This is a genomic window from Flavobacterium sp. N1994 (assembly GCF_025947145.1).
Lineage (GTDB): Bacteria > Bacteroidota > Bacteroidia > Flavobacteriales > Flavobacteriaceae > Flavobacterium.
Genome location: NZ_CP109999.1, coordinates 1,761,911 through 1,776,916, shown reverse-complemented (window position 1 = coordinate 1,776,916; position 15,006 = coordinate 1,761,911). Strand labels below are relative to the sequence as shown.

The following is a 15,006-nucleotide window of genomic DNA, read 5'->3' as shown; positions in this document are numbered from 1 at the left end:
ATTTCGGGGCGATTACAAAACGTCTCTAAATTCGGGAACTTTGTCAAAAAACACTTTTAGCAAACGGACAAAGCGGAATAATTTTGATGCCTTTTTCACGAGCCCATTCAACAGCTTTAGTAACCATTTTTTTGCCAAACCCTTTCCCTTCGTTGCCAGGATTTACTTCAGTATGGTCGATGATGATTTTATCTTCACCTGCAAATACAAAAGTCATCATGGCTTCGTGTTTTCCGTCTACATCAATGTAAAACACACCATTTTTATCATTGATTTTTAATTGAACTTCACTCATTACTTTTTTATTTATTGAATCATTGGAACTTCCATTAACAATACTTCAGCATCTGATGTTGCTTCAAAAGATACTTTATCAAAATCGGTGATTCCTATACCATCGCGGTGTTCTAATACTTGACCATCTACTGTAACGCTTCCTTTGATTACAAACACATACAAGCCGTTACCTTCTTTGTTACGATTGTATTCAACACTTATCCCTTTATCTAAATTCGCCATATGAAACCAAGCATCTTGATGAATCCAAACACCTCCATCCTCTGCATTAGGTGATAACACTTGTTGAAATTTATTATGTCTATCAGTAGTGTCTAGGGTGATTTGTTGGTAACGAGGTTCAACGTTTCTGAATTTTGGGAACACCCAAATCTGCAACAAATTGGTTCTTTTATCTTGATTTGGATTGAATTCAGAGTGTTGAATTCCAGTTCCGGCACTCATTACTTGAACGTCGCCAAATTTAATCACCTCTGTATTCCCCATGCTGTCTTTGTGCGCCAAATCACCTTCTAATGGAATCGTAATGATTTCCATATTATCGTGAGGATGTGTACCAAATCCCATTCCAGGCGCAACAATATCATCATTTAAGACTCTAAGAACACCAAACTGCACTCGGTTAGGGTCATAGTAGCTTGCGAAACTAAAAGTATGATGAGCATTTAACCAACCATGGTCGGCATGTCCTCTAGTATTGGCTTTGTGTAAAACTGTATTTTTCATTTGTCTTTAATATTGTTTTTTAAATGTCAAATGCAATCGCTATTACTATCTTCTTTAATTATTAGAATTGTAGTGGCGATGTCATGATGTATAAATGTATTAATTATTATGATACAAATTTACATCACAAGGAAGCGGAGTGCACTTAATGTAGATTAAGAAATCATTTTTTCAACATCCTTGCTTTCATCTTGCTAAAGAACTCAGGAGTAACTCCAATATAAGACGCAATTTGTTTTTGAGGAACTTTTTGAATTAAGGAGGGGTATTTGGAACAAAATTTCTCAAACCTTTCTTCTGCTGTTAAACTCAAGTTATCCATCAGGCGCTCTTGATTTGCTACCAAAGAGTTTTCGGTAAGAATTCTGAAGAACCTTTCCAGTTTTGGGATTTCGAGATATAGTATTTCCTGATTTTCTTTGGATAACAATACTACTTCTGCATCTTCTAACACTTCAATAAAAAGATTGCCTGGTTTTTGCGAAAGCAAGCTATACATATCTCCAATCCACCAACCCTCACAGGCGAAACTCAATACATGCTCGATAATATTGTCATTGATGGTAAAGCTTCTTAGCAATCCTGAATTCACAAAATAGGAATGTTTGCAAACTTCTCCAGCGTTAAGAATGATAGTTTTAGCTTTATAGTGTTTAGTTTCGATTTTAGACAAAAAAAACGCTTGCTCTTCTGGAGTAAGCGTTAGAATTTTTGAAATGTTATCCAAGATTTGAGCCATGGATTACTCTTTTGCAGGAAGCAATTTAAAGGAACTGACCACGAAACGATCATTTTTTACTTCACCAACGACTTCCGCTTTTCTTATAGCAGAACAAAATCCATCAGTAGCGTGTGCATCTCCGTGTTTGTTGATGTCGGTTCCGTCTACGAAATACGATTTTCCATCAATTCGAACCGCTAAATCACAACCGCCTTTGCTTTTCATCCCAAATTGGCATTGACCACAAGCGGCTTCTACAATTTGTGTTTTAGGTTTTTCTTGTGCAGTAAGACTAATGCAAAAGAAAAGAACAAGAATTGAAACTATTTTTTTCATAACAATATAATTTAGGCTAAAGCTTCTTTGATTCTTTTGAAAGCTTCGGTTAATAATGCTTCGCTAGTAGCATAGGAAAGACGGATGCAATTTGGATTTCCAAAAGCGTCTCCAGTAACCGTTGCCACATTAGCTTCAGATAATAAATACATCGAGAAATCATCGGCATTGTTAATCAATTTTCCGCGCAATGTTTTTCCGAAATAAGAAGCAACATCAGGGAAAAGATAGAACGCACCTTCAGGAACATTGATTTTAAAACCTGGAATTTCTTTGGCTAAAGCCACCACTAAATCTCTACGGTTTTTAAAAGCAGTTACCATTTCATTCAAGACTTTTGGATCAGCATCCACAGCGGTAATCGTAGCTCTTTGTGCAATAGAATTCGCACCCGAGGTTACTTGACCTTGCATTTTAGTACAAGCTTTAGCAATAAATTCAGGGGCGCCGATATACCCAATTCTCCAACCCGTCATGGCAAATGCTTTAGCAACACCATTCACAGTAATCGTTCTTTCAAACAATCCTGGAATTGAACCAATACTGCAGAAGGTTCCAGAGAAGTTAATATGTTCGTAGATTTCGTCAGAAACGATATAAATGTTAGGATATTTTTCTAATACTTTCCCAATAGCTGTCAACTCCTCACGATTATATACCGAACCGCTTGGATTGCATGGTGAACTGAACCACATCATTTTGGTTTTTGGCGTAATCGCTTTTTCCAATTGTTCGGCTGTCATTTTAAAATCGGTTTCAACAGAAGTCGGAACTTCAACTGGAACTCCGCCTGATAATTTGATGATTTCAAAATAAGAAACCCAATACGGTGCAGGTAAAATGACTTCATCACCATCATTCAACATTACTTGAGCAATATTGTATAAAGATTGTTTAGCACCTGTAGATACTACTATGTTAGCAGGTTTATAGTCTAAATTATTATCGCGTTTGAATTTTCTACAAACGGCCTCTTTCAATTCTACATAACCGTCTACAGGAGTGTATGTGCTATAGTTTTCATCGATAGCTTTTTTAGCGGCTTCTTTGATGAAGTCAGGCGTATTGAAATCGGGTTCCCCTAAACTTAAACTGATGATGTCTTTTCCTTGGGCTTTTAATTCTCTAGCTAAGGCAGCCATAGCCAGTGTTTGTGAGGTAGATAAGTTATTAATTCTGTCTGATAAGATGCTCATTAGGTTGTGTGATTTATGGTAAATAAAAGAGACGCCAAGTAAGGCGTCTGTTTCTAAAAATTAGGTTAATTGCGGTTGTCTTCCCAGTTCCCTTAAATGTCTGAAATGTGAAATGATAGCAGCTCTTGTAGTTTTGAATTCGTAGTAAGGTAATTCACATTCGGCAGCCGTTTGTTTCACAATTTCGGCGATTTTATCATAGTGAATGTGACTGATGTTTGGAAACAAATGATGCTCAACTTGGTGGTTTAAACCGCCAGTATAGTAGTTTACCAACCAGTTTTTTGGAGCAAAGTTAGCAGTTGTGAATAGTTGGTGAATGGCCCAAGTATTTTCAATTTCGCCATTATCGTCTGGAATTGGATTTTCTGTTTCTTCCACTACGTGAGCTAATTGGAACACTACACTCAGGATAACTCCAGCAGTGTAATGCATAACCAAAAACCCTAAAATTACTTTCCACCAAGTGATGCCTAAAACCATCGGAATTACTAACCAAATAGAGAAATAAATAATTTTAGTAATGATCAATGTCGTCCAACGAACTACAGGTTTTTTGAATTCACCATAAGATAAATTTCGTTTCAAATAACGTTTCATTTGAAGGAAATCGGTAGTAATTGCCCAGTTGAAAGTTAACAAGCCATACAAGAAAACAGAATAATATTGTTGGAATTTGTGAAAGCGATACCATTTGGCTTCTTTGGTAAAACGCATAATTCTTCCCGCTTCTAAATCTTCATCGTGACCTAAAATATTAGTATAAGTATGATGCAAAACGTTGTGTTGCACTTGCCAGTTATAGACATTTCCGGCCAAGATATAAATGCTACCTCCCATGAATTTGTTGACCCATGATTTAGTAGAATAAGCACCGTGATTTCCATCGTGCATAACGTTCATTCCAACGCCTGCCATTCCGATACCAATAACAACATTAAGCAAAAGATAAACCCAAAAAGGCATGTCTAAAGCAAGCAAAATGAAGTATGGGGTTAAGAAAATGGTAAACATTACAACTGTTTTCAAGTGTAATTTCCAATTTCCAGTTCTGTTTAAATTGTTTTCCTTAAAATAATTATTAACTCTTGAGTTTAAGGTTCTAAAGAATTTCAAATTGTCGTTCTTAGAAAATATTGGGGTTGTGGTCTCCATTTAGTATTAATCAAATTTTCCCCAAAGATAATTATTATAATATTTTAAAGATTATAAACAAATCATAATTATTAACCAAAAGCACTATTTTTGTTGAAAAATCAAGTTATGGAAGAAATTATCAAACAATTTCCTAATCTTACTGAAAATCAACTCTTGCAGTTTCAAAAGTTAGAAGCGTTGTACCAAGATTGGAATGCCAAAATTAATGTGATTTCTCGTAAAGACATTGATGAATTATATACCAAACACGTTTTGCATTCTTTGGCTATAGCCAAAATCCAAGCTTTTGAACCTGGAACCTATATTCTTGATGTAGGAACAGGTGGTGGATTTCCAGGAATTCCCTTAGCGATACTTTTTCCCGAAACTCGTTTCTATTTGATAGATGTTATTCTAAAAAAAATAAATGTGGTAAAAGCTGTTGCCGAAGCATTAGAATTAAAAAATGTAAAAGCAGAACAAATTAGAGCTTTGGAAGTTAAAGGGGATTATGATTTTATTGTAAGCCGCGCCGTAACGAATATGCCCGATTTTGTTTCTTGGATAAAAGACAAAATTAAAAAGCAAAACAAACACACTTTGAAAAATGGAATTCTATATTTAAAAGGCGGTGATTTAACAGAAGAATTAAAATCGTTTCCCTATGCCAAGGAATATAATATAGCCGATTTCTTCTCGGATGAATTCTTTGAAACCAAAAAGGTAGTGCACTTACCATTAAAGTTTAAAGCTTAAAAAAAGTCCCTACTGCTAGGGACTTTTTTAGTGTTAACTCTTAATAATTTTCTTCGTTATACTTCCGTTTTCATTTCCTATAGTGATGAGATATATCCCTTTAGTTAATGAAATTGGAATATCTAATGTTCCGTTAATCGTTTCGTTTTTGCTTTGATAGATTGTTTTGCCTAACATATCGGTAATACTTATGTTGGCATTCTCTATAGGATTTCCTGAGTTTATTTCAATAGTGTTTTGTACAGGGTTTTGAATCCAAACCGATTGAAGTGTATTATAAGTATTTCCCAAAACTGGCATAGTACCTATTTCATAGGTTGTATCATTTTGGTTGATACCAGCTGCTGAGGATACCACAACAGTGTTGAGACTTCTAAATTTAAAATTGTTTGTCGAATCGTTAGTTTCATAATAAGCATAAGTAGTCTGAGAAGCTGTTCCTACTGGAAAAATACTTAAGTATAAAGTAACTGAAAGTACTGTTTTTAATCGGGTTACATTACCAGTATAACCATAATCAGGTAAGTTCAAAACGCCATAACCATCAACAGATGTAACTAATGTTCCTGAAAATGTTCCCGAATTAGTGCCGTAGACGTAATTTCCACTAACGTTGTTGTCTGTATTAGTAAACGGATACACCATCGGGAAAGCTCCTAGTGTAGCATTACCACTTCCATTGGAACCGCCATTAAAATTGATATTCAATCCTGAAGAATCTAAACCAGTTATCGAAATAGTTGTCCCAGCAGCTTTTGTAAACATCTTTCCAGTAGCTGTAGCTGAAGTGGTAACAATTACATTAGTGCTACCTGGATAAGTGGTAGATTCTGTAGTTGTAGGAGCAACATAGGTGTATGTTGAGGAGCCAAGAGGAACGAAGCCTGAAAACGACCAGTTCTGATCAATACCACCCGAGCCTTGAGTTAATGCAGTGGCAGTAGTCACCGCAGTGCTTACAAAACCATTTGTTCCATAAAATGAATTGACCTGATGTTGGGCAAAACCAATCATAGAAACTAGGGATAATAATGAAAGTAATTTTATTTTCATAGTTTATTTTTTTTATGAAGTTGACAATCCAATAATTAATTTCAAATGTATAAAAAAAGTCCAAGCGAAAACTTGAACTTTTTAAAAATATAGCAAATGGAATACTACTGTAATTTTATTCTCCTAAAAAAGGATAACGGTAATCTTCAGGAGTAACCATAGTTTCTTTGATGGTTCTTGGAGAAACCCAACGCAATAAATTTTGCATAGAACCCGCTTTATCATTTGTTCCAGAAGCTCTTGCTCCTCCGAATGGTTGCATTCCAACTACAGCTCCAGTTGGTTTGTCATTGATGTAAAAATTCCCAGCACTGTTTTGCAAAGCCAAAGTAGCTTCTTCAATAGCATAGCGATCTTGACTAAATATCGCTCCTGTTAAAGCGTATTCTGAAGTTCCATCAACTAGGGCTAAGGTTTCTTTCCATTTAGCATCTTCATAAACATAAAGGGTTACTACAGGTCCGAAAAGTTCGGTCTCCATTGTAGTGTATTTGGGATTAGTGGTTACAATAATAGTAGGCTCAATGAAATATCCTTTTGATTTATCATAGTTTCCACCCACAATAATTTCAGCATCGGCATCTTTTTTAGCTTGGTCAATATACTTAGCTAATTTATCAAAAGAACCTTCGTGTATTACCGCTGTAATAAAATTGCCAAAATCTTCTGGCGATCCCATTTTCATAGATTTTACATCAGTAATTAATTGCTCTTTTACAGCTGGCCATAAACTCTGAGGAATATATGCTCTTGAAGCCGCTGAACATTTTTGCCCTTGGAATTCAAAACCACCACGAGTGATTCCAGTAACGACTTGTTTTACATTAGCACTTGGATGTGCCAAAACGAAATCTTTTCCACCCGTTTCTCCAACGATTCTTGGATAGGTTTTATAGGTATGAATATTGGTTCCGATTTTCTTCCAGATTTCTTTGAACACAAATGTGGAGCCAGTGTAATGAACTCCAGCAAAATCAGGGCTAGCTAATACAGTATCCGTAATCATAACAGGGTCTCCAAAAACTACGTTGATAACACCATCAGGAACTCCCGCTTCTTTGAAAACATCAATTATTATTTTTGCAGAAAAAACCTGGCTATCACTTGGTTTCCATACAACCACATTTCCCATTAATGCAGCACTTGCAGGTAAATTAGCGGCGATAGCAGTAAAGTTAAACGGTGTTATTGCATAAACAAAACCTTCTAACGGACGGTATTCTACTCGGTTCCAAACATCGGAAACTGACTTAGGTTGGTCGTTATAAATTTGAGTCATGAATTCTACGTTGTAACGCAAGAAGTCAATTAGCTCACAAGACGCATCAATCTCTGCCTGAAAAACAGTTTTCGATTGGGCAATCATAGTGGCAGCATTGATTTTGGCACGATAAGGTCCAGCAATTAATTCGGCTGCTTTTAAAAAGATAGCCGCACGTTGTTCCCAAGCCATATTGGCCCATTTTTTTCTTGCTTCAAGAGCTGAGGCAATGGCCTTTTCGATATGGATTTTTTCTGCCAAATGGTATTGTCCAACAACATGTTGATGATCATGTGGCGCTGTCATATTTCGAGTGTTTCCGGTTCGAATTTCTTCGTTGCCAATGTAGTTAGGAACATCAATTGTTTCTTTCCACATTTTTTGGTATGCGGCCAGAACGGCAGCTTTTTCTGGAGAATTGGGAGCGTATGATTTTACGGGTTCATTGGCCGCTTTTGGGACATGAAAAAAACCTTTTGGCATAGGAATTTAATTTTGAAAATTAGACAATATGAAAATGAAATAACTCATTAACTATGAATTATTAAATTTCACACAAAAGTACAAAGGAAATTTTGAATTTTTAATAAGAAGTCAAACCAAAAATTAATTCAAAGCAAATGCAGCACTTAATTTGAATGAAGGCACAATCACTTTAAAAGTTTTGGTGGTAGTAAAATTAATCATGTTGAAATAACCACTCATGGCACCAAATGGCGAGGAAAGTAAACAACCCGAATTGTAAGTGTGTTTTTCACCTGGTTTTAATACTGGTTTTTTCCCAACTACACCTTCGCCATCAACAATTTCCTTATCGTTAAGGGAATCTAATATTTCCCAATGACGTGAATTTAATTGTACGGAATCTTTGCTGTGATTTTCAATGGTGATTTCATAACTAAAGGCAAAGTGAATTTTATAGTTCTTGAAGTAGGTGCCTTCAAAACTAGTCAAGACCGAAATTTTTATACCTCTTGTTATTTGGGTTACCATGAACTTGAAATGTTTATCGATTTCAAAATTACAAAAAATACTGTTCTATGAACTATTTTAATGTTAATTTTTAGTTAGTTATATCAACAGAACTTGCTACTCCTTTTCCAATAATTCTGTCGTAGCGTTGATTGTTTTCTTTATAATAAACCAACACAAAGTAATTATTTTCAGTTTGATAGAAATTGCCGTCTATAGCATTTTCTTCATCTATTTTCCCTTTGTCATCTGCAATTACGTATTGATAGTTCGTAAACCCTTGTTTTATCATAATGGCCTTTTCATAGACCCCTTTTTCAGCATTATAATCCATCTTGTTTTCATCACCTATTGCGTAATTATTGAACATTCCATTAACGTAAATATTCTTTTTACCATAATATGCTGGTGCTGATAGCGTAAAGAATACCCAGGAATAATCAGCCTCAATATCGTTATTTTGTGCATTAATGTTTTTTACTAGAAAATTCCCATCAATATCAGGGAAATAAGTATAAGGGGCATTGGCTCTTGATTGATTTGTATATAAATGCGCATTGTAAATTCCGCCTTTAGAATCTATAGCGGCTATACTATTATTGGCAGCTCGTATGTTTTTGTTTTCAAAAAAGAGAAATTCGTTTCCTCCCCAAAATTGTGTTTCGGTATCGTATTTGTAAATTAGGTCATTGCCAATGGTATATTGTGGTTTGATATTCGTTATAGCATTGTTCAGTTTACCATTTTGTAGTAACATCACTTTGACATTGGTCAACGGACTTTGAAAGTTAATAATCGGTGAAGTTATTGAAAAGTCTAAGTTTTGTTTGTGCTCTATAATGGAAAGATTTCGAGCTCTTTTGACTTGTATTGGCACCGAAACTATATCTTCATAAAGGATAAATTTTCTTGAAAAAACGACTTCCTTGTCATCATTTAAAATCTTAATCACATAGTTTCCGCTTACTCTAAATTGGGTCAATTTACTCGGAAACGAAAGGTTATAGTGGGAATATACTTGAAGTGAATTAAATGAATTAGTATAATCTTGAATTCGTTGATCATCAAAACCTATAAGGTATTCTGATTTGGATAGTTGTGAAGGTTTCCAATCGTAATTGCAATGAGTAATGGTGTAATAATAATTGGATTCTGTGGCATATAAATCATCAAATTGAAACTGAAAACTATCTCCTAACTGAAAGACGGGTATAGTATTCTGTCCGTTTTGAACAAAAGTGACCGTTTTAATATTATAAGGAGGGATTACTTCTGTTTCTGTTTGTGAAAAAATGATTCCTGTTAGAAGTAGTAATGTGAAAGTGAAAAGGTTTTTTTTCTTCATTTTTTTCGTTTTCGAACTGTAAATATAATAATTATTACCACACTAATTATGCCACTTTTTATGTGTTTGAGTTAGAACGCTAAAATTGAGTTAAAATTATGTCTCAATTATTTTTATTTAGTAGTTTCACAATAAATGTAATATTAATCCGTTATAATTTTCAATTAACATCTAAAACCTTACTTTTTTATGAAGCACATTTTAAAATCGACGCTCGCCCTTTTTTTGTTTCCAGCAGCAATGTTTGCTCAGGATTTGAAGGGAACCAATCTCATTCCTTTTGACCCTAATGTCAAAAAAGGAACATTAAAAAACGGAATAACCTACTACATCCGAAAAAATGCCAAGCCTGAAAACAAAGTAGATTTAAGATTACTTGTCAATGCAGGGTCTGTACTTGAAAATGATGACCAACAAGGGTTAGCACATTTTATGGAGCACATGAATTTTAACGGTACAAAACGTTTTCCTAAGAATCAATTGGTAGATTATTTACAAAGCATCGGTGTAAAATTTGGACAACATTTAAACGCGTATACCAGTTTTGATGAAACCGTTTATTTTCTTCCTATCCCATCGGATAATCCAGAAAAACTAGAAAAAGGGTTTCAAATCATAGAAGATTGGGCATTCAATGCCAACTTAACGCCAGAAGAAATTGATAAAGAAAGAGGTGTGGTTTTAGAAGAATACAGATTAGGATTGGGTGCTGACAAAAGAATGGAAGATAAATATATTCCAAAAATGATGCACAACTCACAGTATGCTAATCGTTTACCTATTGGTAAGAAGGAAATCCTTGAGAACTTCAAGTATGATAAATTAGTGAGTTTTTACAAAGATTGGTACAGACCAGATTTAATCAGTGTAATTGTGGTTGGGGATATTGATGTAGCTCAAATGGAACAAAAAATTAAGGATCATTTCTCAAAATATCAAAATCCGGCCAACGAAAAACCTAGAAAATCTTTTGACGTGCCTAATCATAAAGAAACTTTTGTAGCCATAGAAAGTGATAAAGAAGCGGCACAAACACAGGTGCAACTTTTATATAAAGATTATGGGTTACGTAAAATAAAGAAAACGATTAATGATCTTAAAGATGAATTAGTTGAAGTATTATTTACTACCATGTTAAATAATAGATTGAACGAATTAGTTAATTCCCCAACACCGCCTTTTACTTATGGCTTTACTTATCATGGAGAAACATTTGCTAGAAACAAACAAGCATTTCAATCGTTTGCTATGATTGACGAAAACAAACAATTGGAAGCTTTAAAAGTCCTTGTTTCAGAAAACGAAAGAGTAAAGAAATTTGGATTTACTGCTGGGGAATTTGAAAGAGCTAAAAAAGAGGTATTAACTAGATCAGAGAGTCAATATAAAGACAGAGATAAGAGCGAGTCTGAAAATTTTGTTTGGGAATGCCAATCCAATTTCTTACAACAAGAGCCTATGCCAGGTATAGAATGGAGTTATCCAGCGGTTCAAAAAATGTTGCCATCGGTTAAATTGACAGAAGTTAATGCTTTAATAAAAGACTTTTTAAAAGAGGATAATAGAGTAGTTGTTATAACGGCTCCTGAAAAAGAAGGCTTGAAAAAAGTAACAGAACAAGAAGTACTTGCTGCCATTAAAGTAAATTCGGCTGAATTAAAACCTTACGAGGATAAGGCTGTTGCCAAAAGTTTGTTGAGAAACCCTATTAAAGAAGGTAGTATAGTTAAAAAAGAAACTAATGATAAAATTGGAGCTACTACCTTAACCTTGTCAAATGGAGCCAAAGTAACTTATAAGAAAACTGATTTTAAAAATGATGAGATTTTATTAGAAGCAGTAAGTTTCGGAGGGACCAATTTGTATACTAACGAGGAGATGAAAAAAACGATGTTTGCTAATAATGGGCTTACTGAAGCTGGTTTTTCTGGTCTAAATCAAAATGATATTGAGAAATTTATGTCAGATAAAATAGCAAGTGTAACACCTTATATTTCTAATGCTACAGAAGGCTTTAGAGGAAATGCAACACCTAAAGATTTGGAATATGCTTTCCAAATGATACACGCTTATTTTACCGATTTGAATTTTGATGCAGCTGCCTTTGATGGCTACAAACAAAAACAATCGAACTTTTATCAAAACCTAATTTCACAGCCTAATTTCTATTTCCAACAAGAATTATACACTTATCTGAATAAAGAAAATCCAAGATGGAACGGGTTTATCCCAACGGCTGAAAAATGGAAAGAAGCGGACTATCAATTAGCATATAACAAATACAAAGAACGCTTTGCTAATGCTGGAGATTTTGAATTCTTCTTCGTAGGAAATGTAGATGATACTATCATGGAGAATCTCGCTAAAAAGTACATTGCATCACTTGCCTCCAATGATAATAGAGAAACAACAAAAGATTTAGGATACCGATTTTTAAAAGGTGACCTAAAAAAAGTAGTGAACAAAGGGAAAGACCCTAAAAGTAATGTGAGTATTATGTTTTATGGCGATACAACCTATAATGCTGATGAGGCTTATTTATTGAAAGCAGCTGGAGATATTTTGACCATTAAATTAACAGAAGTAATAAGAGAACAAGAAAGTGGGGTATATACTGTAAATGCTAGAGGTAGTATGAATAAAGTTCCTAATGGTTCTTATAATTTCAATATTAATTTCCCTTGTGGACCTGAGAATACAGAGAAACTAATCACGGCTACCTTAGGCGAGCTGAATAAAATCATTGCCAACGGTCCTACTCAAGTTGATTTGGATAAATTCAAACAAGCTGAACTTCTAGAATATAAAAAACAAATGAAGGAGAACCGTTACTGGATGGCTAATTTCACGAAATGTTATACTAATGGCTCCAAACCAGAAGACATTTTAGATATGGAAGCAAAAATTAACGGCGTAACAGTAGCCCAAGTTCAGGAAGTAGCTAAAAAATATTTAGCTAAAGATAAAACGATTGGGGTCTTAATGCCTGAATAAATTAGTAATTATAAAAGGGAAAGCCATCACACCAAAAGTGTGGTGGTTTTTTTATTTGTAACAAATAGGAATGATTTCGCCTTGGGCTAAACAATATTTTTCAACAAGTTCAGGTGTCATTTTAGTAGTGTAATCTTCCTCTACTACTTTAAACCCAATGCTTCTTAGTTTATCAAAATAATCTCTGCCGTAAACCCGAACGTGATCGTATTGTCCGAATATTTTAGCTCGCTCTTTTTGGTCTACGATACTGTCGTCCGAAAAAGTAGTAGCTCTAGACAAATCCTGAGGAATCTGAAAAATCCCCATGCCACCTGGTTTTAATACTCGATATAATTCTTGCATGGCTTTAGTGTCATCTGGAATATGCTCTAATACGTGATTGCAAAAAATAACATCGTAGCTGTTGTCTTCAAAGGGTAAATTACAAATGTCAGCTTTAACATCCGCTAAAGGCGAAAGTAAATCCGTCGTAGTATAATCAATGTTGGTTTGTTTTTTAAAGCGTTTATAGAACTCTTGTTCAGGAGCAAAGTGCAGTACTTTTTTCTTTTCCTTAGCCGTAAAAAAATCAGTTTCGTTTTGTAAATACAACCACAACAAACGATGTCTTTCTAATGAAAGAGTACTTGGGGATAGTACATTATTTCTTTGGGTGCCATACCCATAAGGCAAGAACATACGGAAACTTTTACCATCAATAGGATCCGTGAATCGATTTCCTTTTAAGGCTAAAGCCAATATAGGTCGAACGACAATACTTAAACGAATAAGAATCGGTCTAGGAATCGTATTGAGTATGAACTTGAATGTTTTTTTCATGGTTGTTTCACAGAGATTCACAGAGTATCGCAGAGATACACTGAGAATTTAATTTTTATTTATAAATCGTTTGATATTATTCTTTAATATTTTACTGTCAAAGTTCATAAGTAATCCAATGGGATAATCTCCTAGTTTTAAATAAGTCAAAACTTGAGCAAAATGAACATCAGTAAAATTCTCAACTGTTTTTATTTCGATGACTACTACATTTTTAACCAGCAGATCTATACGATAACCATGGTCAAGTTTTACTTCTTTATATACTATTGGCAAAGACTTCTCTTTTTCAACATGTAAACCAGCATTCTTTAATTCGTAGAAAAGACATTCTTGATAAGCAGACTCTAAAAGACCTGGGCCAAGTTCTTTATGAACATCTATCGCTAGTCCAATTACTTTATAAGTCAATTCGTTTATATCCATTGCTTTGCGAATCTCTGTGTCTTCTTTGTGTTTCTCTGAGTTATAGCTTAAAGAACCAAAGGCTCTGTTCGAAACTCCTCTTCTTCATTACTCACAATCCCTAATGCTTTATAGATATATTGAAACGTGGAAAGCAGTTCTGGTTTTCCGTTAACCAATGCCACATTATGTTCAAAATGAGCACTTGGTTTTCCATCAGCAGTCAATATAGTCCAACCGTCTTTGAGTTGCTTGATATTTTTAGTCCCCATGTTAATCATGGGTTCGATAGCGACTACCATTCCTTCCACGAATAGTTTACCACGACCGCGTTTTCCATAATTTGGCATTTCTGGATCTTCGTGCATTTTGGTTCCTAAACCATGTCCAACAAGTTCCCGAACCACTCCATAACCATGGCCTTCACAATATTTCTGAATGGCATTACCTACATCTTCAACACGATTTCCAGACTTGAATTCTCGTATTCCGATATATAAAGATTCTTTAGTAACCTTTAAAAGTTTTTTAACTTCTGGTGCCACTTCACCAATTTCAAAAGAATAAGCATGATCTCCATAAAAACCGTTTTTCAAAACACCACAATCTACTGATATTACATCACCTTCTTGTAGTGGAATGTTATTTGGAATTCCATGAACCACTTGGGCATTCGGACTCATGCAAAGCGAATTGGGAAATCCGTACAAACCAAGGAAACCAGGAACTCCACCATTATCTCTAATGAATTCTTCGGCTAATTGATCTAATTGTAAGGTAGTGACACCTGGCTTAATTACTTTGGCCACTTCACCTAATGTTTTCGAAACTAACAAAGCGCTTTCACGCATCAATTCAATTTCTTCAGCTGTTTTTGGAATAATCATAACTCTAATTTCAGTTGGCAAAAGTACAACTTTATACCGATTTTGAATAATCAGAACTTACAAATGAGTTTTATCATGTTTTTCCTTACCTTACCCTT

Annotated in this window: 15 protein-coding genes; 2 read left to right on the top strand and 13 right to left on the bottom strand. The window is 34.7% G+C overall.

Annotated elements, in window-relative coordinates; genetic code table 11:
- Nucleotides 1-43: 43 nt before the first annotated feature.
- The 6 genes from OLM53_RS07905 to OLM53_RS07880 form a co-directional block, all read right to left on the bottom strand.
- Nucleotides 44-295, bottom strand: coding sequence for a GNAT family N-acetyltransferase (locus OLM53_RS07905; RefSeq protein ID WP_264519697.1), 252 nt, complete (start codon nt 293-295; stop codon nt 44-46).
- An 11-nt stretch (nt 296-306) separates the two neighbouring features.
- Entirely contained in the window at nt 307-1,023 is a 717-nt protein-coding gene (locus OLM53_RS07900) for a pirin family protein (protein ID WP_264519696.1), read from the bottom strand.
- Nucleotides 1,024-1,186: 163 nt separating this feature from the next.
- Nucleotides 1,187-1,762 carry a Crp/Fnr family transcriptional regulator gene (locus tag OLM53_RS07895; protein WP_264519695.1) on the bottom strand — a complete coding sequence of 192 codons (576 nt, stop codon included), beginning with the start codon at nt 1,760-1,762 and terminating at the stop codon, nt 1,187-1,189.
- Nucleotides 1,763-1,765: 3 nt separating this feature from the next.
- On the bottom strand, nt 1,766-2,080 hold the full coding sequence (locus OLM53_RS07890; RefSeq protein ID WP_264519694.1) for a DUF6370 family protein: 315 nt from the start codon (nt 2,078-2,080) through the stop codon (nt 1,766-1,768).
- 11 nt (nt 2,081-2,091) lie between these two features.
- A complete protein-coding gene (locus OLM53_RS07885) occupies nt 2,092-3,276 on the bottom strand; it encodes a pyridoxal phosphate-dependent aminotransferase (protein ID WP_264519693.1) in 1,185 nt (394 codons plus the stop codon).
- 60 nt (nt 3,277-3,336) lie between these two features.
- Nucleotides 3,337-4,431, bottom strand: a complete 1,095-nt coding sequence (locus OLM53_RS07880; RefSeq protein WP_264519692.1) for a fatty acid desaturase family protein — start codon at nt 4,429-4,431, stop codon at nt 3,337-3,339.
- 108 nt (nt 4,432-4,539) lie between these two features.
- Between OLM53_RS07880 and rsmG the strand changes: the two genes are divergently transcribed.
- Nucleotides 4,540-5,169, top strand: coding sequence for a 16S rRNA (guanine(527)-N(7))-methyltransferase RsmG (gene rsmG / locus OLM53_RS07875; protein ID WP_264519691.1), 630 nt, complete (start codon nt 4,540-4,542; stop codon nt 5,167-5,169).
- 33 nt (nt 5,170-5,202) lie between these two features.
- Here the strand turns inward: rsmG and OLM53_RS07870 are convergent, their stop codons facing one another.
- From OLM53_RS07870 to OLM53_RS07855, 4 genes are all read right to left on the bottom strand, one after another.
- Nucleotides 5,203-6,222, bottom strand: a complete 1,020-nt coding sequence (locus tag OLM53_RS07870) for a T9SS type A sorting domain-containing protein (protein WP_264519690.1) — start codon at nt 6,220-6,222, stop codon at nt 5,203-5,205.
- Nucleotides 6,223-6,337: 115 nt separating this feature from the next.
- Nucleotides 6,338-7,966 carry an L-glutamate gamma-semialdehyde dehydrogenase gene (gene pruA / locus OLM53_RS07865; protein ID WP_264519689.1) on the bottom strand — a complete coding sequence of 543 codons (1,629 nt, stop codon included), beginning with the start codon at nt 7,964-7,966 and terminating at the stop codon, nt 6,338-6,340.
- A gap of 123 nt (nt 7,967-8,089) precedes the next feature.
- The gene (gene apaG / locus OLM53_RS07860; RefSeq protein WP_264519688.1) at nt 8,090-8,476 is read right to left on the bottom strand and encodes a Co2+/Mg2+ efflux protein ApaG; all 387 of its coding nucleotides are present in this window, start codon (nt 8,474-8,476) and stop codon (nt 8,090-8,092) included.
- Between the two features lie 70 nt (nt 8,477-8,546).
- Nucleotides 8,547-9,800: a DUF5103 domain-containing protein gene (locus OLM53_RS07855; protein WP_264519687.1), complete on the bottom strand. Its 1,254-nt coding sequence runs from the start codon at nt 9,798-9,800 to the stop codon at nt 8,547-8,549.
- Nucleotides 9,801-9,989: 189 nt separating this feature from the next.
- Here OLM53_RS07855 and OLM53_RS07850 point away from each other — a divergent pair, with 189 nt between their 5' ends.
- Nucleotides 9,990-12,794: a M16 family metallopeptidase gene (locus OLM53_RS07850; RefSeq protein WP_264519686.1), complete on the top strand. Its 2,805-nt coding sequence runs from the start codon at nt 9,990-9,992 to the stop codon at nt 12,792-12,794.
- Between the two features lie 51 nt (nt 12,795-12,845).
- Here OLM53_RS07850 and OLM53_RS07845 read toward each other — a convergent pair whose 3' ends face one another.
- Genes OLM53_RS07845 through map form a run of 3 tightly spaced genes read right to left on the bottom strand, consistent with a single transcriptional unit; the run spans nt 12,846 to nt 14,908 of the window.
- A complete protein-coding gene (locus OLM53_RS07845) occupies nt 12,846-13,616 on the bottom strand; it encodes a class I SAM-dependent methyltransferase (protein WP_264519685.1) in 771 nt (256 codons plus the stop codon).
- A gap of 48 nt (nt 13,617-13,664) precedes the next feature.
- The gene (locus OLM53_RS07840; protein WP_264519684.1) at nt 13,665-14,042 is read right to left on the bottom strand and encodes a GxxExxY protein; all 378 of its coding nucleotides are present in this window, start codon (nt 14,040-14,042) and stop codon (nt 13,665-13,667) included.
- A 47-nt stretch (nt 14,043-14,089) separates the two neighbouring features.
- The gene (map, locus tag OLM53_RS07835) at nt 14,090-14,908 is read right to left on the bottom strand and encodes a type I methionyl aminopeptidase (protein ID WP_264519683.1); all 819 of its coding nucleotides are present in this window, start codon (nt 14,906-14,908) and stop codon (nt 14,090-14,092) included.
- Nucleotides 14,909-15,006 lie beyond the last annotated feature (98 nt).